At 68.8% G+C, this 22,665-nt stretch carries 16 protein-coding genes and 1 pseudogene; 7 read left to right on the top strand and 10 right to left on the bottom strand.

Annotated features, from left to right (window positions below; all coding sequences use genetic code 11):
- Positions 1–134: 134 nt before the first annotated feature.
- Together ACWDEX_RS02765 and ACWDEX_RS02760 are read right to left on the bottom strand one after the other, a co-directional pair.
- On the bottom strand, positions 135–989 hold the full coding sequence (locus tag ACWDEX_RS02765; RefSeq protein WP_450461321.1) for a helix-turn-helix domain-containing protein: 855 nt from the start codon (positions 987–989) through the stop codon (positions 135–137).
- Between the two features lie 412 nt (positions 990–1,401).
- Complete coding sequence (locus ACWDEX_RS02760) at positions 1,402–2,154, bottom strand: GOLPH3/VPS74 family protein (protein WP_450461320.1); 753 nt, start codon at positions 2,152–2,154, stop codon at positions 1,402–1,404.
- A 228-nt stretch (positions 2,155–2,382) separates the two neighbouring features.
- On the opposite strand from ACWDEX_RS02760, the gene ACWDEX_RS02755 reads away from it, so the two are divergent.
- Complete coding sequence (locus ACWDEX_RS02755) at positions 2,383–5,046, top strand: D-alanyl-D-alanine carboxypeptidase (protein ID WP_450461319.1); 2,664 nt, start codon at positions 2,383–2,385, stop codon at positions 5,044–5,046.
- A gap of 196 nt (positions 5,047–5,242) precedes the next feature.
- On the top strand, positions 5,243–7,090 hold the full coding sequence (locus ACWDEX_RS02750; RefSeq protein ID WP_450461318.1) for an MFS transporter: 1,848 nt from the start codon (positions 5,243–5,245) through the stop codon (positions 7,088–7,090).
- A 16-nt stretch (positions 7,091–7,106) separates the two neighbouring features.
- On the opposite strand, the pseudogene ACWDEX_RS02745 reads toward ACWDEX_RS02750, so the two are convergent.
- Together ACWDEX_RS02745 and ACWDEX_RS02740 are read right to left on the bottom strand one after the other, a co-directional pair.
- A pseudogene (locus tag ACWDEX_RS02745) lies at positions 7,107–7,671 on the bottom strand (MerR family transcriptional regulator).
- 90 nt (positions 7,672–7,761) lie between these two features.
- Positions 7,762–8,727, bottom strand: a complete 966-nt coding sequence (locus ACWDEX_RS02740) for an ArsR/SmtB family transcription factor (protein ID WP_450461371.1) — start codon at positions 8,725–8,727, stop codon at positions 7,762–7,764.
- 76 nt (positions 8,728–8,803) lie between these two features.
- Between ACWDEX_RS02740 and ACWDEX_RS02735 the strand changes: the two genes are divergently transcribed.
- Complete coding sequence (locus ACWDEX_RS02735; protein WP_450461317.1) at positions 8,804–10,030, top strand: MFS transporter; 1,227 nt, start codon at positions 8,804–8,806, stop codon at positions 10,028–10,030.
- Positions 10,031–10,055: 25 nt separating this feature from the next.
- Here the strand turns inward: ACWDEX_RS02735 and ACWDEX_RS02730 are convergent, their stop codons facing one another.
- The 5 genes from ACWDEX_RS02730 to ACWDEX_RS02710 form a co-directional block, all read right to left on the bottom strand.
- Positions 10,056–10,532 (bottom strand): hypothetical protein, encoded by a 477-nt coding sequence (locus ACWDEX_RS02730; protein WP_450461316.1) that lies wholly within the window; start codon positions 10,530–10,532, stop codon positions 10,056–10,058.
- Positions 10,516–11,007, bottom strand: coding sequence for an RNA polymerase sigma factor (locus ACWDEX_RS02725; protein WP_450461315.1), 492 nt, complete (start codon positions 11,005–11,007; stop codon positions 10,516–10,518). Before ACWDEX_RS02725 ends, ACWDEX_RS02730 begins: the two co-directional genes overlap by 17 nt.
- A gap of 84 nt (positions 11,008–11,091) precedes the next feature.
- Entirely contained in the window at positions 11,092–11,715 is a 624-nt protein-coding gene (locus tag ACWDEX_RS02720; RefSeq protein ID WP_450461314.1) for a class F sortase, read from the bottom strand.
- Complete coding sequence (locus tag ACWDEX_RS02715) at positions 11,712–12,122, bottom strand: sortase-dependent protein (RefSeq protein ID WP_450461313.1); 411 nt, start codon at positions 12,120–12,122, stop codon at positions 11,712–11,714. Before ACWDEX_RS02715 ends, ACWDEX_RS02720 begins: the two co-directional genes overlap by 4 nt.
- Positions 12,123–12,389: 267 nt before the next feature.
- Complete coding sequence (locus tag ACWDEX_RS02710) at positions 12,390–13,169, bottom strand: SDR family NAD(P)-dependent oxidoreductase (RefSeq protein WP_450461312.1); 780 nt, start codon at positions 13,167–13,169, stop codon at positions 12,390–12,392.
- Between the two features lie 448 nt (positions 13,170–13,617).
- On the opposite strand from ACWDEX_RS02710, the gene ACWDEX_RS02705 reads away from it, so the two are divergent.
- Complete coding sequence (locus ACWDEX_RS02705; RefSeq protein WP_450461311.1) at positions 13,618–14,700, top strand: DNA polymerase III subunit beta family protein; 1,083 nt, start codon at positions 13,618–13,620, stop codon at positions 14,698–14,700.
- Between the two features lie 48 nt (positions 14,701–14,748).
- Here ACWDEX_RS02705 and sigJ read toward each other — a convergent pair whose 3' ends face one another.
- The gene (sigJ, locus tag ACWDEX_RS02700; protein ID WP_450461310.1) at positions 14,749–15,687 is read right to left on the bottom strand and encodes an RNA polymerase sigma factor SigJ; all 939 of its coding nucleotides are present in this window, start codon (positions 15,685–15,687) and stop codon (positions 14,749–14,751) included.
- Between the two features lie 864 nt (positions 15,688–16,551).
- On the opposite strand from sigJ, the gene ACWDEX_RS02695 reads away from it, so the two are divergent.
- Genes ACWDEX_RS02695 through ACWDEX_RS02685 form a run of 3 tightly spaced genes read left to right on the top strand, consistent with a single transcriptional unit; the run spans position 16,552 to position 22,633 of the window.
- Positions 16,552–18,297 carry a type I restriction-modification system subunit M gene (locus ACWDEX_RS02695; protein ID WP_450461309.1) on the top strand — a complete coding sequence of 582 codons (1,746 nt, stop codon included), beginning with the start codon at positions 16,552–16,554 and terminating at the stop codon, positions 18,295–18,297.
- On the top strand, positions 18,294–19,490 hold the full coding sequence (locus tag ACWDEX_RS02690; RefSeq protein WP_450461308.1) for a restriction endonuclease subunit S: 1,197 nt from the start codon (positions 18,294–18,296) through the stop codon (positions 19,488–19,490). The genes ACWDEX_RS02695 and ACWDEX_RS02690 overlap by 4 nt, the downstream gene beginning before the upstream one ends.
- Positions 19,490–22,633 carry a type I restriction endonuclease subunit R gene (locus ACWDEX_RS02685; RefSeq protein ID WP_450461307.1) on the top strand — a complete coding sequence of 1,048 codons (3,144 nt, stop codon included), beginning with the start codon at positions 19,490–19,492 and terminating at the stop codon, positions 22,631–22,633. The genes ACWDEX_RS02690 and ACWDEX_RS02685 overlap by 1 nt, the downstream gene beginning before the upstream one ends.
- Positions 22,634–22,665 lie beyond the last annotated feature (32 nt).

Below are 22,665 nucleotides of genomic sequence, written 5' to 3'. Positions count from 1 at the left end.
TGGCGTGATGGAAGCTACTCGGCAACATCCCTGCCCGGAGTGTCCGTTCACCCGACCGGATGGCATATTCCAGTAAAGCCTTACGTGTGAAGGTTTAACTGGTGTAGGGTCCGGCGCCTCGTGGGGCGGATGGGTCAACGCGCATATTCCTTCGCCATATCGGCGATGAGTTCCCGGGACTTGTCGACATTCAGGGCCTGTGCCCGCAAATGCTCGTACATCACGGCGTACTTCTGCACATCGTGAGCCTTTTCCAGATAGAGGTCGCTGGTGACGCCTTCGAGGTAGACCACGCTCGAGTCGGCGGCGTCGGCGAACTCCAGGATCGCGTACTGGCCGTTGAGCCCGGGATGCGCCCCCACGTCGAACGGCAGCACCTGCACGGTGACGTGCGGGAGCCGGGACATCTCCGCCAGGTGGTCCAACTGCTCGCGCATCACCTCCTTGTTGCCCACGACCCGGCGCAGCGCGGCCTCGTCGAGCACCACCCACAGGCGCAGCGGGTTCTCGGCGGCGATGCGATCCTGCCGCCGCATCCGCACCTTGACGCGCTTGTCGATGTCGGCCGGCGACGTCTCGGGCAGCGCACCCTGGATGAGGGCCTCGGCGTAGGCGCGGGTCTGCAACAGGCCGGTGACGATCTGGGGTTCGTACACCCGCAGCGACTCCGCGTCGGTCTCCAGGCCGATGTAGACGCTGTAGGGGATGTCTCCGAAGGCGTGCCACCAGCCCTGCTGGCGCGAGTCCCGCGCCATTTCCATCAGGGACTCCACGACGCGCTGGTCCTCGACCTCGTACACACCGCACAGGTCGCGGACGTCGCGCTGGCTGATGCTGCGGCGGCCGTTCTCCAGGCGGCTGATCTTCGACTGCGAGACCAGCAGTCGCTCGGCGACCTCTTCGGCCGTCATGCCCTTGAGTTCACGGAGCCGACGTAGTTCCTGGCCCAGCCTGCGTCGCCGGACGGTGGGATTGACATTCGACGCCACGGACGTGCACCTCCGGCTGCGTGCCTCTGCTTTGCGTATCTGCTGCTGAGCAGATTGCCACCAAGGTGTTTCCTACCGCTGGGAAACAGCGGATATGCGATGCGCGCACGTCAATTGGGTGGCACTTGGCCGGAATTTTCCCCTGCGGCACCAGGGATGCCGTACGATTCTCCCTTCGCCGTGTGAAGTACCCGTCCGGGAGCGGGAATTCATGTACGGCGCGGACGTGCGGCCGCGCGGGGCGGTGAGACCGTGTCGTCGTCCGGACGTACGGTCTCATCGTCCCGCGCGGCCGGTCGTTCCCGAACCGGGTCTCGGGAAAAGCTGCGCGTTCCAGGTCGTGCGGAGCCGCTGTACCAGCCGTGCCGGTTCAGCGGATGGTCCTGCCGGGGGTCCGGCCGGGCCGTGGGACTCAGTGGGCCACGACGCGCGCCATGGACCCGTGGTGCGGCTGCATCGGAACACTGCCCGCGGGTTCCGCGGCGGCCTTGGCTCCGGCGGCCGGGCGGCGAGCCGGTGCGGGGCCTCGGCGTGGCTGTGCGGCCGCGCCGTTCTGGACGTCCATCACAGCGTGCGCCACGAGGCCGCCCATGGGATCGTGCCTGATCAGGTCCCGTAGCCGGGAGCGGGACGAGCGCCCCTCGTTGCCCGGATACAGGTGCTTGCCCAGGCCGACCGCGTGGGCCAGCGCGGCGAGTGCCGCGGTCCGCGGGTCCGGCGGAACGCCGGTACGGATCGCAGTGTCCAGCCGGGCCCTGATCTCCCGGCTGATGGCCGTTTCCGTCGCCTGGTAGCGCGTCGTCGGCAGCACCCCGCACATCTGGCCGGGCACGGCGGCGACCATGCCGCACCGCTCCAGATGCGAGAGGTAGGTCTGGCGGAGCCCGAGACGCGGCCCGCCGATCCAGTGGACGGCCCGTACCGGAGCGCCGCGCCTTCGCAGCAACTCCAACGCGCAGTCCAGAGTCGGATCTCCAGTCGGCCGTGGCACCACCACGGCGATACGATCCCCGTCTGGGGCTATCCGTCCGGCCAGCGCCAGCTCCACGAGCTGTGCTCCGGCCAAACCGAGGTCGAGCGACTGCGGCTGTGCAGTGGTACCCGTGGCCGGGTCCAGTGCCAACAGCAGAAGTTCTTCCGGAAGTGTTCTGCGGCTCCTGCCCATCCATGCCTCCCCGCGTGGATGCATGACAGGGTGACCCCTCTCACATTGGTCTGTCGAGAGTGCCTGACCGGAATGTGCTGGAACCAGTAGGTATGTCGTTCTCGTCTAGCGCATGGGTCAATCTCTCAGACAGGACACTGGTACATGGTTCGGACAGATGCGTCCGGGCGGCGGTTCACGGTTCGGCAAGTCGCGCGAGTGGGCGCGTGGCGCAATGAGGAGGCATCGGTGGCGGGCGAGTCCCCCGACAGGTCGAAGCAGCACGGGTCGTCGGCGGAAGCGACGTCGGGGAGCGGGGCTTCGGTTCCGGGGTCGGCCGGGGCCGACCGTGACCCCCGGCTCGCGATGGCCGGGGAGAAGGCGGGGGTCGACCAGGCGACGGCGGTGTTCTCCACGCGGGCGTTGTGGGGCGTCGCCGGTTCGTCCGTGGACGAGACCGGTGCGGCACCCGGGAGTGCCGCGGCGCGCGCGAAGGGTGCCGGGGATGACACCGCGCGGCGGGCGTCGCTGGCTTCCTGGGTGCGCAGCGCGGAGGAGGCCGAGGGCGGTTCCGGTGCGGGTGCCGGGGTGAAGTCCGGCGACGATGCGAAAGACGCCGTCGAGGGCGCGACCGCCGGGTCCAAGTCGGGTGCGGTGCGTCGGGCTTCCGACGGGACGTCGCACGGTGGCGCGGAGGAAGCGGCCTCTGGGAAGGCTGCGGATGAGTCGGCCGAGCAGACCTCGGGCAAGTCGCCGGAGGAGGTCGACGGCGCGTCGTCTGCGAAGGCCGGGGAGGAGCCTGCGGAGAAGGGGGCCGAGGAGGCCCTTCAGGTCGAGCGGACCGGTGACGCCGAGGCAGTCGTGGAGGTCGAGGAGACCGATGGCGCCGAGGGCGAGAGCGACGGACCCGGTGAGGCCGTGACCGAGGAAGCCCGCGAGGCCGGAGCCGAGGAGAACTCCGCAACCGGTGTCGTCCTCGGAGCCGAGGACGCCTCCGAGGACGACACCGAACCCGCGGACTCCGAAGCCGGCGCGAAGGACGCTTACGAGAGCGAGCGGGCCCCCGAGTCCGAGGTCGGTTCCCAGGCTGACGGGAAGTCCGGGGCCGAGGAGGCTTCCGGCGCTGACGGCGGCCCCGAGTCCGGCTCCGAGGACGGCTCCAAGGACGGCTCCAAGGACGACTCCGAGGTCGTGACCGAAGGCGAGAACGGCCCGGCGGGCCCCAAGGCCCCCGTCGACCAGCCCACCGCCGTCTTCAAGGTTCGTGAGCCGGCCGTGGATCAGCCCACGACCATGCTCAAGCTTCGGGACACCAAGCCCTCCGGCGAGAACGCCGACGAGCCCGCCGACAAGGCCGCGCGTAAGCCCGGCCCGTCGTGGGCGGCCAAGTCGCCCGAGGCCCCCGCCGCCGACAAGCCCGCGTCCGCCGCGAAGTCCGGTGCCGGGCGCACTGCCGAGCCGTCCGACGCGACGTCCGACACCGAACGCACCAGCAAGTTCGTCGCGCTCAAGCCGCTGGACGCGGCGGCCCCGACGAAGCCGAAGCCCGCCGCCGGTCCCGCCGAGCCGACCGCCGCGCTGCCTCAGGTCGGCCCCGAGCGCACGACCCAGCAGCCGCTTCCGCCGAAGCCGCCGATGGACCTGCTCGCCGAGCTGACCAACACCCCGCCGCCGCCGCCGACTCCGGTGCGCACCATAGTGCGGCGGTTCAAGATCTGGACGCCGCTCGTCGTGCTGCTGGCGGTCGTCTTTGCGATCGCGCAGTCGCTACGTCCGCTGCCGCCCCCGTCCCTCAGCCTCACCGCCAAGGACACGTACCAGTTCGAGGGCGACAAGCTCACCCTGCCCTGGCCGAGTGAGGGCCAGGGCTGGATGGCCGTCGACGGCATAGGCGAGATGGGTCACTTCGGCAAGCAGAAGCCGGTGCCCATCGCTTCGGTCACCAAGACCATGACGGCGTACATCATCCTCAGGGACCACCCGCTCAAGCCGGGGCAGGAAGGTCCCAAGATCACGATCGACCCGACGGCGGCGAAGGAGGCCGGCTACGACGTGACCGGTGACGAGTCCACGCTCAACACCGTCAAGGAGGGTGACGTCCTCACCGAGAAGCAGGCCCTGTCCGCCGTCATGATTCCTTCCGCGAACAACATCGCGCGCCTGCTGGCGCGGTGGGACGCGGGTTCCACGGAGGCGTTCGTCAAGAAGATGAACGACACCGCCAAGGAGCTGGGCATGACCAACACGACGTACACCGACCCGTCCGGCCTGACCAAGTCCACCGTCTCCACCGCCGAGGACCAGGTGAAGCTCGGTGTCGCGGCCATGAGGATCCCGGCCATGGTGGAGGTCACCAGCGCGGCGAGCTGGACGGATCCGACCAACCATTACTGGAACAACTACAACGAGTTGCCCTTCACCATCGGCGCGATCGGCATCAAGACCGGCTCCACCACCGCGGCCGGAGGCAACCTGCTCTTCGCCGCCCACAAAGAGGTCGGCGGCCGGACGGTGACCATCGTCGGCGCCATCCTCGGTCAGTACAAACCGCGCATCCTCGAGACGGTCAACGCGGTCAGCAAGACCGCGCTGCTCGCTGCCAAGAAGGCGCCGACCTCGGCGAAGATCCTGAAGAAGGGTGACGTGGTCGGGTACGTGGACGACCGCCTCGGCGGCCGGACCCCGGTCGTGGTCACCAAGGACGTCACCGCGATCGGCTGGGCCGGGCTGGAGGTGAAGCTGTCCTTCACCTCCGGCGAGCTGCCGCACACCGCGAAGGCGGGCACCACGGTGGGCGCGCTCACCGTCGGCGACGGCGACGGCGACGCGGACGGAGCGGTGAAGATCCCCGTCGCTCTTGAGAAGGACCTGGTCGAACCCGGCTTCAAGGACAAGCTGACCCGCCTGGGCTGACCGGGAAGACATGCCGGCCGCCGCCCCGGGAGGGGGTGGCGGCCGGCCCGCGTACGCCGCCCCCTGTCGGGGCTCCGCGAGCCTGCGGCGTTCACCCTGCGTGCTAGCGTCCCGACTGGGGCAGTATGACGGGACGGCGGCTTCCGGTGGCGGGCAGGCGCCACGGCAACTACAAGAACCACGGGAGTGCCTTCAGGTGGCCACAGCGGAGACACACGCCGACGACGCCGATCCGGGTCGTTGCCCGGACGGAGCATCGGCCCCGCGAATACCGCACGGCGCGCCGACCGATGAGCCCCTTCCGCGCGCACTGCTGACCCGTCTGCGGTCCTCCCGCTGCGCGGACCTGGCCCGCCGCCACCCCGTCCTTGCGGTCACGGGTCTCGCCGGGGTGCTGCACCTCGTCTGGTTCTTCACTTTCGCGAACGGTGGCGGTGACCTCGCGGCGCAGGACGCGTGGGCGGAGTTCGTGGGACGGCACCCGGACTCGGCGTACAACCTCGCCTGGTACGGGGGCATGCACCCGGTGTCGTACAGCGTGGTGTCGCCGTATCTGATGTCCGTGCTCGGCGTCCGTACGACCATGATGATCGCCGGGACCATCTCGGCCGGGCTGCTGATGCTCGTCCTCATCCGCAGCCGCGCGGTCCGCGACCCGTGGTGGCCGGCCCTGGCCGGGGTGTTCGGGCTGGTGTGCAACGCCATCTCGGGGCGGGTGACCTTCGGCCTGGGCATGGCGTTCGCGCTGGGCGCGACGGCGTGCGTCTTCTGCTGGCCTCACCGCTGGCGCTACAAGCGCTGGGCGAAGGCGTTGTGTGCCGCGCCCCTGGCCGCGCTGGCCACGATGTCGTCCCCGGTGGCGGGCCTGTTCGTCGGTCTGGTCGCGGTGGCGCTGTTCCTGCAGAAGCGCCGGCCGGGCGCGTGGGCGCTGGGTCTCGCACCGTCCGTGGTGGTCGCGTTGTCGGCGTGGCTGTTCCCGTTCTCCGGAACGCAGCCGATGGGGCCCGGGTCGGCGAGCCTGCCGTTCATCTACGGGGTCCTCGTCCTCTTCCTGGTTCCCACGGAATGGAAGACGGTACGGATCACGTCGGCGGTGTACGCGCTCGCCGTGCTCCTGGTCTGGCTGATCAGCTCCCAGATCGGCTCGAACATCACCCGGCTCGCGATGCTGTTCGCGGGCGTGGTGCTGGTCGCGGCACTGCCGTTCACGGTGCCGCGCAGCCGCAAGTGGTACGCCCTCGTCGTCGCCACCGTCGGCTTCTTCGTCTGGATCGGGGTCAAGACGGTCGACGACATCATCCACACGAGCCCGGCGGCGTCCTGGGCACGCGAACTCGCGCCGCTCGTGAACCAACTCCAGGTGGTCGGCGCGGAGAAGGGCCGGGTGGAGGTGGTCCCGGCACGCTCGCACCGCGAGGCGTCGGCGCTGGCCCCGTACGTGAACCTGGCCCGCGGCTGGAACCGGCAGGCCGACATGGAACGCAACCCGCTCTTCTACGACGACACCCTCAACTCGGCGAACTACCACGCGTGGCTGCAGCGCTGGGCGGTGCACTACGTGGTGCTGCCGAAGGGGGAGCCGGACGGGAGTGGCGGCCAACGCGAACGCGCACTCGTCCAGCGCGGTATGCCCTACCTGAAGCAGGTCTGGGGCAACGGCAACTGGCAGCTGTTCGCGATGACCGACCCCACCCCGATGGCGGACCCGCCGGGGGTGGTCCAACGGGCCGAGCAGGGCGAGCTGACGATCGACGTGCAGAAGGCGGGCCGCGTCCTGATCCGCATCCCGTACTCGCCCTGGCTGGGCCTGGTCGACGCGGACGGCAAGGGCGTCAAGCCGCCGCAGGAGACCAAGGAGTCGAAGCACCGGTCGGAGGGCACGCCGAGGAGTTACGACAACCTCAACGGCTGCCTGATGGAGGCGCCCGAGGACGCGTCGGGCGACAAGTGGACGGAGCTGCTGGCCCCGCGCCCGGGCACCTACCACCTGGGCGCGCCGTACCAGCTCCCGCGGGGCACGCCGTGCCCGCAGGAGCTGCGCTGACGACAGGCCCGGGGCCTCACTTCACGGGGAACGCCACATCGCACACCGCGTCCTCGGGTCCCGCCGCGTCCCAGTCCGCGAAGTACACCTCGCGGCAGGGACCCGCGCAGGTGAGCCCCTGTTCCGCGATCCACCTCTCCACCGCCTCGAACGCCGCCAGGATCTGCGGATGCGCCACCTGCGCCTTGGTGATACGGGTGTAGGCCAGCCGCTGCTCCGGCTCGACCCGCACCCGGGTCTGCCACGCCCGGCCCCGCTCCTCGGCCCACGCCCGCGCCGCCGCCTCGTCGGCCACAGTCGGCGAGGAGCGCGGCCGCCCGTGCGCCGTCCGACTCGTGCGCCGTCACCACGTCGGCGATCCGCGCGAGAGGCATGTCGAGTCGGCGCAGCAGCGCGACCATGCGGGCGCGTTCGATCTGGGCGGCGCGGTAATAGCGGTAACCGCTGGCCTCGTCGACGTGCGCGGGTGCGAGGAGCCCCAGCCGGTCGTACAGCCGCAGCGCCTTCGGCGACAGCCGTGACCGGGCGGCGAACGCACCGATGGTGAGCAGATCGTCGTCCACGCCGTCATCCTCCGTCACCGGGCGCCTTCGGCCCGGCGACCAGGACGCTCCAGTCTGCCCCAGGGGCAAGGTCAAGGCGCGCCACGCACTGGTGCCGCGCGACGGGCATCAGTCCCGCTGCGCCGTGACGAGCACCTCACCGGCAGCCGTGCGGGAGTACAGCACCGACCGCCCCACCCGCCGCCGCTCCACCAGCCGTGCCTCCAGCAGCACCTTGAGGTGGCGCCCGACCGAGCCGAGCCCCTGCCCGGTCACCGCGACCAACTGGCTCGTGCTCATGGGGGAGTGGAGAAGGACGAGGACTCCGGCGCGAGCCGGGCCGAGCAGCGCGCCGAGGCTCGTCGGCACCGTCGTACGCGGCCCCTGGGCCAGTACGCCCGCGCACGGGTAGACGACGGCGTACCGGTCGGGCTCCTCCCAGGACACCCAGCCGGTCGTCGGGGTGACGGGGACGAAGACCAGCTCGGCGCCGGAGATCTCGCGCGGCGGGTACTCGTGGAGATTGACCTGGAGCCGGTTGCCGCCGAGCCAGCGCGTACGGCCAGGCCGCAGGGCATCCATCGCGGCCGCCCAGCCGCCCCGGCTCAGCTGGGCGGTCCGGGCGATCACGTCGGCTTCCAGGATGCGTCGCCGCCGGTCCCAGTACGGCCGTACGGCCTGCGTCCACACCCAGGTGAGCAGATCGGCGGCACGTTCGGGCAGGTCGTCCCGGTCCAGGCGGGCGGGGAGCGGCCCGCGCAGGGCGACGGTGATGTTGCCGCGGGCCTCGGAGGGAGAGGCCGCGCGGACATGGGCCACGCCCTCCTCGAAGCTCTCGCCGTCCCTCGGGGTGGGCGTGAGGAAGTCCGCGATCCACTCCGGTCCCAGCCCGCAGCGCACCAGCAGTGCGGTCACCGGATCAGCGGCCAACCGCCTGCGGTAGGCGGACAGATGGGCGTCCAGCCAGGCGCGCTCCCCGGGGTGGGAGGCGGCGCCCGAGTTCAGCAGTTTCAGGCTCGCGAAGACCTCGGCGAGCGGCGAGAGCAGGAACCGGCTCCCGGCGAGGGTGTCGGCGTTGACGTACCAGAGCCCCACGGCGACGCACCCCTCCATGTTTCGCGTGTACGCGAAACAATAACGACCGCCTTCCGCACCTGCTCAGACTCCGCACATGCGCAGCTACTCCGACCTTTTCCGCACCCGGGAGTTCACCCCGCTCTTCCTGTCCACCTCTCTGCAGACGGCCGCGATGACGCTCGGCGGCCTGGCGCTCGGCACCCTGGTGTACCGGGCCACCGACTCGCCCCTGCTGTCGGCCATCAGCATGTTCGGCCCGCAACTGGCGCAGGTCGTGGGCGCGACGACGCTGCTGTCGGCGGCGGACCGGCTGGCGCCGCGCGGGACGATGACGGGCATCGCGTGCGCGTTCGCGGCCGGTACGGCGCTGATGGCGGTCCCTGGCCTGCCGATCGCTTGGGTCTTCGCACTGCTCCTGTTCCTCGGCCTGGTCCAGTCGCTCGGCGGCGGGGTCCGCTGGGGCCTGCTGAACGAGATCCTGTCCAAGGACGGCTATCTGCTGGGGCGTTCGGTCTTCAACATGATGAGCGGGATCATGCAGATCACCGGATACGCGACGGGAGGCGTCCTGGTGGCGGTGCTGTCACCGCGCACCACGCTCGTCGTGGCCGCGGCCCTCTACCTCGCCGCGGCGATCGGTGTCCGTCTCGGCCTGAGCCGCCGCGCTCCCCGTACCTCCGGCCGCCCGTCGATCGCGCAGACCTGGCGCACCAACGCCCTGCTGTGGTCGTCCCCGCCGCGCCGCACGACGTACCTGCTGCTCTGGATCCCCAACGGCCTGGTCGTCGGCTGCGAGTCGTTGTACGTCTCCTACGCCCCCGAGCGGGCCGGCGCACTGTTCGCGTGCGCGGCGTTCGGCATGTTCGTCGGGGACGTCACGACGGGCCGCTTGCTGCCGCCCGCCCTGCGCCGCCGCCTGGGCATCCCGTTCCTGCTGCTCCTGGCGGCCCCGTACCTGCTGTTCGCCCTGCGCCCCGCCGTGCCCGCGGCGGCGGCCTGTGTGGCACTGGCCTCGGTGGGCTTCGGCGCGAGCCTGATCCAGCAGGAGCAGTTGATGCGGCTGACCCCGGAGGAACTGAGCGGCCACGCCCTCGGCCTGCACTCGTCGGGCATGCTCACGATGCAGGGGGTGAGCGCGGCGCTGGCCGGCGGGGTGGCCCAGCTCACCACGCCGGCGGCGGCGATGTCGGTGATGGCGGCGGCCTCGATCCTGGTGACGCTGACGTTGGCCCGGCCGGCACGGAACCGGAACCGCCCGGAACCGGAAGGCACGGCGCGGGCGGCCGCAGTCGGCAAGCGCCCTCTGGCAGGGGACCGTTGAGCCGACGCGGTCCAGACGAAAGGCACTACGGCTCGGCGGGACTCGAGGGTGAGGGGACGGCCTTGGTCCCCCGTGTCGACGGCGTGCCCTGTGCCGGGCCCGGCGGTTCGGAGACTTCGCTGGTGGGCTCCGGCGGGCGGGTCGGAGTGGTGGACACGTGGGGCTGGGGGCCGGTGGGGGGACGGGAGACGACGGGCGCGGGAGACGCGGACGGGCTGGTGGACCCCGCAGGGCGGCTCGCGGGCGGCGGTGCGAGCGGGACCGCCGGGGACGCCGGTGCCCCGGGTGCCCCGCGGTGGAACGGCAGCGCGATGAGCACGGCGACAGCGCAGGACAGGCCCACCCCGGCCGCGGCACGCAGTATCCGGCGGCGGGCCGCGGCGCGGCGGATCGCCTCGTAGCGGCCGGGCGGCGGGCCGAGGTGGTCGGAGGAGGGCCGCAGGACCACCACGAGCGGGTCGTCGGGGTCGAACTGCGGGCCGTCGTCAAAGCGTGTGCTCAAGGCTTCTCCTCAGGTGGACGCGGAGCAGTTCTCGGGCCGCGTGGAGGTCGGCCTTGACAGTTCCTTCCTTGCGCCCGGTCAGTGCGGACACCTCCCGGATCGGCATGTCAGCGTAGTAGTGCAGCAGGATCGGGACGCGCAGTCGTTCCGGCAGCGACTGTACGAGCAGGCGCACGGACGGGTCGGCCTGTTCGGTGTGGGGGTGGACAGCGGCTTCCGAGGTGACGCGGCGCAGGGCCCGGCGCTCGCGCTCCAGCTTGCGCCAGTGGTCCCGGACAAGGTTGGCCGCGGTGACGTAGAGGAAGCCGCGGGGCTCCTCCACGGACGTCCAGCGGGCCCAGAGCCGGGTGAAGGCCTCCGAGGCGACCTCGTGGGCCGTCTCGTCGTCGTCGACGAGACGGCGGCACCAGCCGGCGAGGCGCGGGTAGAGGGCGGCGAACAGCTCGGACGCCGCCTTGTCACGGGACCGTTTCAACGCTCTCCATGGTCGTGAGGGCACTCGTGGGGAAGGATCCCAGGCCGTCGGCATCGCGTTGCCTGGGCCTGGGATCCGGGACGGTCAGGACGTGGTGGAGCTCAGCGCGGCGAAGACAATCACGTTGTCGAGATAGCCGTCGCCGGTAAGGGGACCGCCACACGTGATGAGCCGCAGCTCCGGACGGTCCACGTCCCCGTAGACGTCGTCCGCCGGGAAGTCCGCCTTGGCGACCGTCCGTACGGAGTCGACGGTGAACACGGCCTCCGTGCCGTTCTCCAGACGCGCCACGATCGCCTCGCCCCGGCGCAGCCGCGCGAGGTGACGGAAGACCCCGTCCCCGTAGGCGCCGACCGTGACATGGCCGAGGATGACCGACGGACCGGTCTGGCCGGGGGTCGGCGAGTGCTGGTACCAGCCCGCCCGGTCGTGCGCCGTGATCGGGGGCACCTGCACACTGCCGTCCGGCGCCAGGCCCAGCCGGATGACCGGGGTGTCGACCCCGATGGCCGGGATCCGCAGCCTGACCGGGACCGAACGCGCCAGGGCGTGCGCCGCGTTCGCGGAGGGCGACGAAGGCGGTGGCGTACTGCCTGTGCCTGTGCCTGTGCCGGTGGCTCCGGGCCGGGGGGCGTCGGGGCCGCCGCAGCCCACCAGCAGCGAGGCCATCGCCGCGGTGGCGAAGGCGCGCCTGGAGAGCGGGGTCATGCCCCGGTCGCCCGCCGGCGACGTACGACGAAGACCGCCGTGCCGGCCGCGGCGAGCACCGCGGCGGCGCCCCCGCCGATCAGCGCACCCTCGTTCCCGGACCCCGAGGACGCCGATGTCACTCCGGTGTCGGGCGCGCCCTTCGGCACGACGGAAACCTGGGACCCCGCCGGCGGCCGGCTCGGCTCGGCGCTCGGAGGCGAACTGACGGAGGCCTGCGGCCGGCTCGGCACGGGGCTGGGAGCCGAGGAGGCGGAGGTGGGCGGCTTGGAAACGCTGGGAGACGGGGCGGCGGTGGACGGGCGGGGCGAGGGGGATTGGCTCGCCTCGTCGGCGAAGGCGGGCACGGTGGTCGCCAGCACGGCGGTGCATGCGAGCGCCATGGCGCTGAGGACGGTTCGGCGCATCGGGTTGCTCTCTTTCGTCGGTCCGCCCGGTACGGCGGGTGGGGTACGGATCGAGCGGAGAGACGAGGCAGCGACAGCGCAGGTTGTAAAGAGAAGGCAAAGTCGTCGGTGGGTGTCGTCCGACGTGCACGAGGAACGCCGTGGCCGAGGAACGGGCCGTCGGTCGTCGGACCATCGGCCTGCCCGCCGCAGGGCCCTTGGACCGACCGGGCCCGGGCGATCCGGCCGCCCTGCGGGTGCGGTGCCGGGCCGGTCGGGGCGGGCGCGTCAGTGGACCGAGAGGCCGCCGTCGACGAAGACCGACTGGCCGGTGACATACGCGGACGCGCGGCTCGCCAGGAACACCGCCGCGCCCGCGAAGTCCTCCGCCAGACCGTTGCGCCCGACCATCGTGCGGGCGGCGAGTTCCGCCACCTTGACGGGATCGGAGGACAGTCGCTGGTTCAGCGGGGTCATCACGAAGCCCGGGACAAGGGTGTTGCAGGTCACGCCGTACGGGGACCACGCCTCCGCCTGTGAGCGGGCCAGCGACTCGAGGCCGCCCTTGGACACGCCGTACGCGCCACTCTGCACGAAGGCCCGGTGCGCCTGCTGGGAGGTGACGTGGATGATCCGTCCGAAGCCCCGCTCGGCCATACCCGGGCCGAAACGCTGCCCGAGCAGGTAGGGCGCCTCCAGGTTCACGGCCATGGTGGCGTCCCACACCTCGTCGGACAGATCGCCCATCGGCGGGCGCAGGTTGATCCCGGCGGAGTTGACGAGGATGTCCGGCTCGCCGAACACCGCCGCCGCCTTCTCGGCCGCGGCCCGCACGCCGTCGCGCGTGCTCAGGTCGGCGCTCACCCAGCCCGCCTGGCAGCCATGAGCCGTCAACTCATCGACGGTGGCGGTCAGTTCCACCTCCCTGCGCGCGACGACCACGACTTTCGCCCCGGCCCGCGCGAGGGCTTCGGTGATGGCCCGACCGATCCCCGAACTCCCACCGGTGACGAGCGCGACCCGGTCCTGAAGCGAGAAGAGTTCGGCGAGATAGGACTGCGAGGTCATCTTCACATCCCAGGATGTCGGTTCCGTTGACGGTCGGTCCGGACCGAGGTCCGGTCGGCCGACCATACGTGACCTGTCGCCGGCCGAAGAAGGTCGTCTGTGTGAGGGCGGACGCGGTCGCGGCGGGCCGGGCATGCCCGGGGTGTGGACGTGTTCGGGATCGGCCTGTCGCCTGCGGTGATCCGCAGGTGCGCACGTCTTCCTTCCAGAGGTGTCACACCCCGGCCGGTTGGCGGCTGCCCTTTGTCAGGCGAGCCAGTAGCAGGAGAGACTGAGGAGCTCGGCGGCACGGGCGGCGACCGCCTCGGCATGCGGCGGGGCGCCTTCGTCGGTCGACGAGCAGAGGCAGGAGGGCTGCCGAGGACGCCTCCCTGCGGTCGGCTCCCGGAAAACCGAGGTTGACCCTCGACCTTGTGCAGGGCCCAGAGTTCGGGGCGTGGAGAGCGAGATGCGCAGCATTGGTGAGATGGCCCGGGACAGCGGCCTGGGCGTGAGTGCCCTGCGTTTCTACGACCGCACCGGTGTGCTGGTCCCAGCCTGGGTGGACCCGGTGAGCGGCTATCGCTGGTACGGCCCCGCCCAGCTCGAGGAGGCCCGAATGCTGGCCCGGTTGCGCCGGGCCGGTATGCCGCTGGCGGACATCCGCCTCGTCCTGGCCGGCTGGTCCGGCGCGGACAAGGACCTGGTGAGCGAACTGCTTCAGGCACACTTGCGCCGTCTCGAACGCAGTCTGTCCGATGCCCGCGATGAGTTCTCCACGCTTCAGGAACTGCTCACGCACAGGGAGAACCCCATGACTTCCAGTCGAACCACCACCCGACTGACCGCCTCCGCTACTGAGCTGGCAGCCGCGTTGGACGCGGTACGTTTCGCGGCCAGTACCGACCCGGAACTGCCGATGCTCGGCGGCGTCCTCTTCGACATCGACGGCGAGACACTTCACGTCGTGGCCACCGACCGGTACCGGATGGCTGTCGGACAAGCCGGCGCCACCGGGCACGACGGACCCCCCGTACAGGTCATCGTGCCCGCCCCGCTCGCCGACGCGATGCGGGCGTTGCTGAACCGCGAAGGACCCGTACGGCTCGCTGTGGACGATGACCGAGTCGCACTGGAGACGGGGGACGGTCAGACATCCGGCCAGAGTCTTGACCACGACTTCCCCGACTACCGTCGGCTCGTCCAACTGCCGACCGGACGCCGCGCCCTCGTCGAGGTGCCGGCTTTCCGGAAGGCGGTCGAGAGCGGACCCGTCCGCACGAACGAGGTACGCAACCAGGACGGAGCCTCCTACGACCTCAGCGTGCTGAAGGTCGCACACGACGGCACCGTGGTCGTCTGTGACGATGACGATGACGACGATCAGAACCAGGTAGCCGTCAACCGCGAGTTCCTGCTGGACGCACTCGCCGCCGGAGACCGGGACCGACTGATCCTCGAGTTCGGCGTTCCCACGGCGCCCATGGCGATCCGTCGGCTCGACGACGAGGAGACGTTCTCGATACTGATGCCAGTGCGCCTGGAGAACTGACAGCCGGAACGTATCGAGCCCGCGGACCCGGTGGTGAGGAGACGCGCCTCAACTCGCCGTCCAGCGAAGGAGCTTCTCGGGGTTGCGTACCACCCAGATGTGCTTGATCCGGTCGCCCGCGACCTCGAACGCGAACACCGACACGGTCACGCCGTCCTGCTGGGCCACCAGGCCGGGCTGACCGTTGACCGTACGCTCCAGGAACGTCATGTTGCCAGGCTTCCGGCGGGCGATTTCGACCCAGGCGTGCGCGATCTGCTCGCCGCCCTCGATGGGGTGCAGGAAGGCAGTGACGAGGCCGCCGCCGTCAGCGATCGCCGTGGCGTCGGGGTCGAGCAGGCCGATCAGGACGTCGATGTCCTTGGCCTCCCATGCCTTCTTGAAGTCCCTGACGACGTCGGCGCGTTGGGCTGTCGGAGTCGCCGAAGGCCGCGAGTCCCGGACGCGGCGGCGGGCCGAGGAGGCCAGCTGGCGGCATGCCGCCGGGCTACGGCCGACGATCTCGGCCACTTCGGCGAAGGAGTGGCAGAAGACATCGTGCAGGATGAACGCGACGCGCTCGGCCGGCGTCATCGACTCGAGCACGACCAGGAACGCCAGGTTGATCGACTCGTCCAAGGTGACCCGGTCGGCCGGATCGACGGTCGCTCCGGCCGGCCGCCCGCTGATCCACTCCGCACGCCCGGGCAGCGGCTCGGGAATCCATTCACCCACGTAGGTCTCTCGCCGGGCCCGTGCCGAGGTGAGCAGGTTGAGGCAGATGCGACTGGCGACCGTCGTCAGCCAGGCGCCGGGCGACTCGATGGCGTCCCGCCGCTGCTGGGACATGGCGTACCAGCGGGTGTACGTCTCCTGGACGGCGTCCTCGGCCTCGGCCAGGGAGCCCAGAAGACGGTACGCGAGACTGATCAGCTGACGCCGCTCGCTCATGATCGCGTCCAGGCCCGGATCGGGCCGATTCTGTTCTGGTCCAGGTCGGGTGGTCATGGTGTCGACAGCTCCCTCGGTCGCATCTGCCCTCAACAGTTCGACAACACAGCGCACCGGAATGTGAGGCCGGTGCGCCGCCGGCCTGCCGGGAGGTCAGAGCCGGCCGGGGTCGATCTCCACGGTGGAGGGAGCGGAAGCCTTGACGACACCGGTGAACATGTCGCCGGTCCGGTAGCTCATGGTCGCCGGGTCGAGGACGTAGGTGTGGACCAGCGGGACGCCGATGGCGGCCGTCCCCGCGGGCCCCGAACACCGGACGCATCGTCTCCGGTAACACGACCACGGCGTACACGAGCCTGCTCCCCCGAAGCAGACAGCGCGTGCCCGGCAAGGCCGCTGCGCTGCTCGTGCCGCGCGCACGCGCTGCCGGTGGACACAGCACCGACCGGGCAACCGGAACGGAGTTGTAACCGACCTTGGGAGACAGGGGCAAGTCGCCGTCCGCTCACGCAAAACGGCCCCGGATGGGGAGTCCGAGGCCGACCAACACGGCCCCTGGGGAAGAAACCCCCAGGTCAGCGGCGTAATGCGTTGTGCCCCCGGCAGGATTCGAACCTGCGACACCCGCTTTAAGGAGTGGGATCGAATCCTTGCCGGGGGATGCCTGGCGCTGCCGCGCGGTGCTGTTTCCCCTGGTCAGAGCCGCGCGGCGAGCCACTTGATCCGGATCATGACGCGCTGTATCGGGCAGTCCGCTCACGCATCGCTCACGCACCCGAGGTACCTCGGTGTCGTGCCGACGCATCTCCGGGCCGATCGGCGAGAGCACGTCGAGGGCTCCGTATAGCTGAACCATGGGATGCTGGCTGCTCCCTTTGGCAAAGTGATCGTCACTGCTAGACGATTCTCGTGAGGAACCCTGTGAGCACGCTCGGTAGCTTCATCTGGTCGATCGCTGACCAGCTTCGGGGCCCCTATCGCCCCAACCAGTACGGGACTGTGATTCTTCCGTTCACGATCTTGAGACGGCTCGACTGCGTGCTTGAGCCGGACCGTGCGGTGGTACGGGAGCTGGCTGCGAGGTACGAGAACCCGAACCGGCTCAAGGTCGAGGTTAAGAAGGCCACGGGACGGACGTTCTACAACACCTCCAACTACGAGTTCGCGAACCTGCTGGCCGATGCGGACGGGCTGGCGGACAACCTCGCTGACTACATCGACCGGTTCTCCGCCGACGTGGACGTGTTCGAGTACTTCGACTTCAAGAAGGAGATCTTGGCCCTGGAGAAGGCCGGGCTCCTGCGCGAGGTCGTCAAGTCCTTCGGCGCTGTCGATCTCCACCCCGATGTGGTGTCGAACTCCGACATGGGCGACGCCTTCGAGTACATCATCCGCAAGTTCAACGAGGCCGCGAACGAGACCTCCGGAGACCACTACACGCCGCGCGACGCGATCCGGCTGCTGGTCGACCTGCTCTTCGCGGAGAAGGACGTCGAACTCTCCGAGGGCAGCATCATCAGGTCGCTGTACGACCCCACCGCCGGTACCGGCGGCATGCTCTCCCTGGCAGAGGAGCACCTGCTCGCCCAAAACTCCGAGGCGAAGCTGAGCCTGTACGGCCAGGAGTACAACCCGCAGTCGTACGCCATCTGCAAGTCCGACCTGCTCGCCAAGGGACACGACACGACCAACATCGCTTTCGGCAACACGCTTACCGACGACGCCTTCAAGGGCCGCCAGTTCGACTATTGCATGTCCAACCCGCCCTACGGGGTGGACTGGAAGCAGTATGCCAAGGCGGTCAAGGCGGAGCGCGACTCCGCCGGCCCCTACGGCCGGTTCGCGCCGGGACTCCCCGCGACCTCGGACGGCCAGATGCTCTTCCTGCTCCACTTGGCCCACAAGATGCGCGCACCCGAGGACGGCGGCGGCCGCGTCGGCATCATCATGAACGGCTCGCCGCTCTTCAACGGCGCCGCCGAATCCGGTCCCTCCAACATCCGCAAGTGGTTGCTGGAGAATGACCTGGTCGAGGCGATCGTCGCGCTGCCGACCAACATGTTCTTCAACACCGGCATCGCCACCTACATCTGGATCCTCGACAACACCAAGCACCCCGACCGCCAGGGCAAGGTCCAGCTCATCGACGGCACGTCGTTCTGGACCAAGATGCGTAAGAACCTCGGGTCCAAGGGACGCGAGATAAGCGACCATGACCGCGCCGAGGTCGTGCGGCTGTACGCCGACTTCGAGGACGCCGACCCTGACTTCTCCAAGGTGCTGCGAAACGACGAGTTCGGCTACTGGACCATCACCGTCGAGCGTCCCGTGCTCGATGAGGACGGGAACCCTGTCGTCGACCGCAAGGGCAATCCCAAGCCCGACTCGAAAAAGCGTGACACCGAAATTGTGCCCTTTACCTACGGCGGCTCAACCGCCGGCGCCGCAGGGGAGCGCGAAGTCATCCAGTCGTACTTCGAGGCTGAGGTGAAGCCGCACGTTCCTGACGCCTGGATCGACTGGGCCAAGACAAAGACCGGCTACGAGATCCCCTTCACCCGCCAGTTCTACAAGTACGTACCCCCCCGCCCGCTAGCCGAGATCGACGCCGACCTGGAGAAGCAGGTCGCCAAAATTCTCGATCTCCTCCGGGAGGTGGAGCAGTGATCACCACGCCGCCGTCCGACTGGCGTGAGACAACGGTGCGGCGAGTGTTGCGCCTGCTGAACCGACCTGCTCGGTCGGGGATGGGTGTTGTCACCGCCTATCGGGATGGCACAGTCACTCTGCGCTCGAACCGCCGTGAGGACGGCTACACCTTCTCTGACACCGAGAACGGCTATCAGGAGATCCGCCCCGGCGACCTGGTTTTCCACGCCCTCGACGGTTTTGCTGGCGCCGTCGGAGTCTCGGACAGCCATGGCAACGGCTCACCCGTCTACCACGTCTGTGAGCCTGTGGCGGGCGACGATCCCGCTTACCTTGCCCGCCTGCTACGGCACCTTGGCACCTCCGGCTTCCTCGCCACCCAGGCGCCGAACGTGCGCGAGCGCAGCGTTGACTTCCGCAACTGGAGTACCTTCGCTCGCATTCCTCTAGTACTGCCCCCGGCCGACGAGCAGCGAGCCATCGCTGACTACCTCGACCGCGAGACGGCCCGCATCGACACGCTCATTGAGGAGCAGCAACGGCTGATCGAGTTGCTCCACGAGCGTCGCCACTCGCTTATCAACGGAGTCTTCGAAGCCCAGCCGGTCAACACCCGACTGCGGAACGCATGCGCAGACGTCGTCGACTGCCCACATACGACGCCGGAGGTTGCGGAAGACGGCGCATACGAGGCAGTCCGAACTGCCTCGGTCAGGAATGGAAAGTTCCGGCCGGGAAACGGACTGCCTGTCAGTGCGGTGACATGGGAGGCCCGAAACGCTGGAGGCGCACCGTCCATCGGCGACGTGTTGTTCACGCGTGAGGCGCCCGCCGGTGAGGCATGCATGGTTCCTAATGAGCAGATCTGCCTCGGCCAGCGCATGGTCCTGCTTCGGATCGACGACGCAGTTTGTGTAGGGGAGTTTCTGATGTGGCAGATCTACTCGGACCGCGTGCAGGACCACTTCCTGCTCTCGGCAAATGGCTCGACGGTGGCGAATGTTCGACTGCCGATCTTGCGCACAACGCCGATCTGGCTGCCGAGTCTCGCGGAGCAGCGCCAGATCGTTGCGTATCTCGACGAGCAGACGACCAAGATCGACGAACTCGTTGCGGAGGCTGAGCGGTTCATCGAGCTCTCGCGGGAGCGCCGGTCGGCGTTGATCACGGCGGCAGTGACAGGGCAGATCGACGTGCCAGAGGTGGCGTGATGTCCGACCATAACGAGGTGGTCTTCGAGGCGGAGATCTGCGAGTACCTGCGTGATCACGGCTGGCTGTACTCGAAGAACGACCGTGACGATGGTGAGTACGACCGGGAGCGGGCGCTGTTCCCGGCAGACCTGTTCGCGTGGCTGGAGGAGACGCAGAGGCCGGCGTACGCGAAGGCATTGAAGGCGGCGGGGTCGCAGGCGAAGTTCCTCGACGTGCTGACCGCGGCGCTCGACCGGCCGCTGGAACATGGCGGTGGAACGCTGAACATCCTGCGTAACGGGGTGCAGTACATCGGCGGTGGCCGGATGAAGATGGCGCAGTTCCGTCCCGAGACGTCGCTCAACGAGACCACCATGGCGCACTATGAGGCGATGCGGGTGCGGGTGGTGCGGCAGGTGCACTTCTCGACCGCCGACCAGCGCAGTATCGATCTCGTGTTCTTCGTGAATGGGCTCCCGGTGGCCACGGTGGAGCTGAAGACCGACTTCACCCAGTCGCTGGACGAGGCGGTCAACCAATACAAGCAGGACCGCAATCCGTTGACGAACGGCCGACCGGAGCCGTTGCTGTCGTTCGGTCACCGGGCGCTGGTGCACTTCGCGGCCTCGAATGACCTGGCGGCGATGACCACGAGGCTGGAGGGGGAGAAGACCCACTTCTTGCCGTTCAACATGGGCTTCGACAGCGGTGCCGGCAACCCGCCCGGCGCGGACGGGCGGTCGTCGACGGCGTACCTGTGGGAACGCGTCTGGGAGAAAGACGCCTGGCTGAACATCATCGGGCGACTGATGATCGTGCAGACCAAGGAGGAGTGGGACGTCACCACCGGCACGTCGGTGCGACGTACGAGCATGCTCTTCCCACGGTTCCACCAGTGGGAGGCCGTCACGAACATCGTTGACGCAGTGAAGGAGGAGGGTGTCGGGCAGCGGTACCTGATTGAGCACTCGGCCGGGTCGGGAAAGACGAACACCATCGCCTGGACAGCCCACCGGCTGGCGCGACTGCATGTCGATGATCGGAAGGTCTTCGACTCGGTCATCGTGGTCGTGGACCGCACCGTGCTCGACTCCCAGCTGCAGGATGCGATCCGGCAGATCGACGGCACGGGCAAGATCGTCGCGACTATCAGCCCCGAGGACGTCCGCAAGGCTGGCGCGAAGTCGAAGTCGGGTCTGCTGGCGCAGGCGTTGAAGAACGGTGAGCTCATCATCGCGGTGACGGTGCAGACCTTCCCACATGCGCTGAACGAGATCCGGACCGACGCTGGCCTGAAGGGCAAGCGGTTCGCCGTCATCGCCGATGAGGCGCACTCCTCCCAGTCGGGTCAGATCTCCTCGAAGCTGAAGCAGGTGCTGACTGCCGAGGAGGTCAAGGAGATCGAGGAGGGCGGACAGGTCGATGTGGAGTCGGTGCTGGCATCGGAGATGACCGAGCGGGCCGAGTCGGAGAACATCTCCTACTTCGCCTTCACCGCGACGCCGAAGAACAAGACGCTCGAGCTGTTCGGCCGCAAGGGGCCCGACGGCAAGCCGCGCGAGTTCCACCTGTACTCGATGAAGCAGGCGATCGAGGAGGGCTACATCCTCGACGTGCTCAGGGGCTTTCAGTCCTACGACACCGCGTTGAAGATCGCCGGCAGGGCCGAAAGCGGTAACGGGGATGAGGTCGAGGAGGCCGCCGCCCGCAAGGGTCTGATGCGGTGGGTGCAGCTCCACCCGACGAACATCAGCCAGAAGGTGCAGATCATTGTCGAGCACTTCCACGCCAACGTTGCCTACCTCCTCGAAGGCAAGGCGAAGGCGATGGTGGTGACCGACTCGCGCAAGTCCGCAGTGAAGTACAAGCTGGCCATCGACGCCTACATCGCCAGGCGCCGCACCGAGGACGCCTCGTACAACTACCGCACCTTGGTCGCCTTTTCCGCCGGGGTAACGATGACCGAGGACGAGACCTGGCACAGCGACTGGGGCGCGCAGCCGTCGAAGGATGACGAGTTCACCGAGGCCAACATGAACCCCGGCGCAGGGGCTGATCTGGCAGCCGCATTCAAGGGCGAGACGTACAAGATCATGCTGGTCGCCAACAAGTTCCAAACGGGCTTCGACCAGCCCTTACTCTCGGCGATGTACATCGACAAGAAGCTGTCAGGGGTCACCGCGGTGCAGACGCTCTCGCGGCTCAACCGCACACATCGCACCGCTGGTGGGGAGCAGAAGCGCAAGACGTTCGTCATCGACTTCGCCAACAAGCCCGAGGACATCAAGGCAGCCTTCGAGCCGTACTTCAAGAACGCGACCCTGGAGACCGAGACCGATCCGTACGTCGTCGTCCACCTGGCTAACAAGCTGGCCCAGGCCGGAATCTACACCGAGGACGACGTTCGCAAGGTCGCCGAGCTGTGGGTGACCCGGAAGGGCAACAACGCGCTCTCGGCAGCGATCAGCCCGGCGCAGCACGACTTCCGGCGCCGCTACGCGCGGGCGATCGAGGAGGAGGACAAGGTCACGCTCCAGGCGCTCGACCTGTTCCGCAAGGATGTCTCCACCTACGTACGTCTCTATGACTTCATGTCCCAGATCGTCGACTACGGCGACCCCTACATGGAGATGCTCTCGATCTTCCTGCGCCTGCTGGAGAAAGTCATCGCCGAGTCCGCTTGGGCGGCCGACGTGGACCTCTCCGACGTGGTGCTGGTCGGGGTCAAGCACAACAAGGCAATCCCGGTCAACATCTCGCTCGTGGGCGACGGGCAGCTGAAAGGCATCAACGCAGCCGGCACGGGAATGAAGAAGGATCCGAAGTACGTCGCGCTCCAGGTCGTCATAGACAAGATGAACGACCTCTTCGGCGCCGAGTCGTTCGCCGAGTCCCAGGTCAGGGAGTTCGTGCAGGGACTCGTTCAGCGGTTGCTCGCCGACCCGAACCTGATAAGGCAGACCAAGGTGAACTCCAAGAAGCAGTTCGTGGAGTCACCAGACTTCCAAGCAGCTGTTACGGAGGCGGTCGCAGACAACCAGGACGCCCATAACACGATGGCTGACTACTTCTTCACCGACGGGCCGGCCATCAACTCGATCATCGTCGCCCTCGCGGATGCCTTCTACGAAGCAGCGATCGATCAGCAGGTGGATTCATAGATACGGCAGCACGCACGTCGCGCCCCAGTAAG

This window comes from Streptomyces sp. NPDC001020, from assembly GCF_053599115.1.
Note: the sequence above shows the minus strand (reverse complement) of the source record. Positions and strands in the feature narration are given on the sequence as shown.

Coding starts and splice junctions, on each gene's coding strand:
- ACWDEX_RS02760 (WP_450461320.1), bottom strand. CDS start 2,154: ATGGGCAGGAGCCGCAGAACACTTCCGGAAGAACTTCTGCTGTTGGCA.
- ACWDEX_RS02735 (WP_450461317.1), top strand. CDS start 8,804: ATGCGCAGCTACTCCGACCTTTTCCGCACCCGGGAGTTCACCCCGCTC.
- ACWDEX_RS02720 (WP_450461314.1), bottom strand. CDS start 11,715: ATGACCCCGCTCTCCAGGCGCGCCTTCGCCACCGCGGCGATGGCCTCG.
- ACWDEX_RS02715 (WP_450461313.1), bottom strand. CDS start 12,122: ATGCGCCGAACCGTCCTCAGCGCCATGGCGCTCGCATGCACCGCCGTG.
- ACWDEX_RS02710 (WP_450461312.1), bottom strand. CDS start 13,169: ATGACCTCGCAGTCCTATCTCGCCGAACTCTTCTCGCTTCAGGACCGG.
- ACWDEX_RS02705 (WP_450461311.1), top strand. CDS start 13,618: ATGCGCAGCATTGGTGAGATGGCCCGGGACAGCGGCCTGGGCGTGAGT.
- sigJ (WP_450461310.1), bottom strand. CDS start 15,687: ATGACCACCCGACCTGGACCAGAACAGAATCGGCCCGATCCGGGCCTG.
- ACWDEX_RS02685 (WP_450461307.1), top strand. CDS start 19,490: ATGTCCGACCATAACGAGGTGGTCTTCGAGGCGGAGATCTGCGAGTAC.